Here is a 1,261-nt window from a genome sequence, read left to right as displayed (position 1 = left end):
GGAAGAAGTTATCTTCAATGCCGACTTGTTCAATTCCCAAAACCTCCTGCCAGATGTCACACAGTTGTTGCTCTAGCTCATTACGAGGTGCAACGTAGTTGTTCTCATCAGTGAAGGTGGGAGTAGGGAGCGCAGCTCTATTGAGTTTCCCGTTGCCAGTTAATGGCAGGTCTTCAATTATAGTGAAGCTACTAGGCACCATATATTCAGGCAGCTGCTGCGATAAACTGACGCGTAATTGTGCAATGTCTACCTCGTCAGCATTGTGCGGCACGATATAGGCAGCTAAAGCTTGGCCTGCATTGTGTGCTACATCAATCACCACCGCATTTTTAAGTTCAGGAAGTGCACTTAATACGGCACTTATCTCACCGAGTTCAACACGATAGCCCCTGATTTTAACCTGCTCATCGTTACGACCTAAGTATTGAATATCGCCGTTATTCAACCAACGCGCTAAGTCACCGGTTTTATACAGTCGTGTATGGTTAGGTTGATGAGAGAACGGATTAGCAATAAAGCGTTCTTGATTGAGCTCGTCACGATTTAAATATCCTTTAGCGACACCACAACCCGAAATATAGAGTTCACCCGGCGCACCAATAGGCACAGGTAATAAGGCATCAGATAATACATGCAACTGCACATTACTGTAGGGTTTACCAATGCCCTGATGTTGGCGCGGATAGGCTTGCGCGAGCATCGCGCCAACGGTGGCTTCGGTTGGGCCGTATTCATCAAAGATGGCATCGCAATAGGGGGCGAGTGTTTGTACACTTTGCTCAGTGAGGGCTTCGCCCCCAAGCATGAGCGTTGCAACTTGAGTGTCACTGTCAGGGAAAATAGATAATGCCAAACTCGGGGTGGTTTTAACAAACTGTACATTAAGCGTACGGATATGGTCGCGGTAAGCGTCGACATCGAGAATATCACCGGTATATAAGCAGATCTGTTGTCCGTGTAACAGCGGGCATAAAGTGGTGGTAATAGATAAGTCAAAACAGTAGTTAGATGAGAAGTCGATACGTTGGTATTGTTTGCCAAGAGCGTGTGTTAACGCATCAAGGTAATACAGTGCATTACGCTGACTTAGCATGACACCTTTTGGTGTGCCAGTGGTCCCAGAGGTGTAAATGATATAGGCCAAACGCTCGAGGTTATTAGGTCGAGTCAGGGTAATATCGACCAATGGGTCGGTACACAGGTCCACATTAATACACTGAGCTTGGTCAAGCATCGGTGCCAAAGTATCACAGAGTGT

The 1,261-nt window shown here is 46.6% G+C and carries 1 protein-coding gene; it reads right to left on the bottom strand.

Translation table 11 applies throughout. The annotated features are described in order from the left end of the window. A partial coding sequence (locus tag PAUR_RS00035) for a non-ribosomal peptide synthetase (protein WP_192505806.1) occupies window positions 1-1,261 on the bottom strand: 1,261 nt, incomplete at both ends.

This window comes from Pseudoalteromonas aurantia 208 (genome assembly GCF_014858725.1).
GTDB classification, from domain to species: Bacteria; Pseudomonadota; Gammaproteobacteria; order Enterobacterales; family Alteromonadaceae; genus Pseudoalteromonas; species Pseudoalteromonas aurantia.
This window is presented reverse-complemented; position numbering and strand designations above follow the sequence as displayed.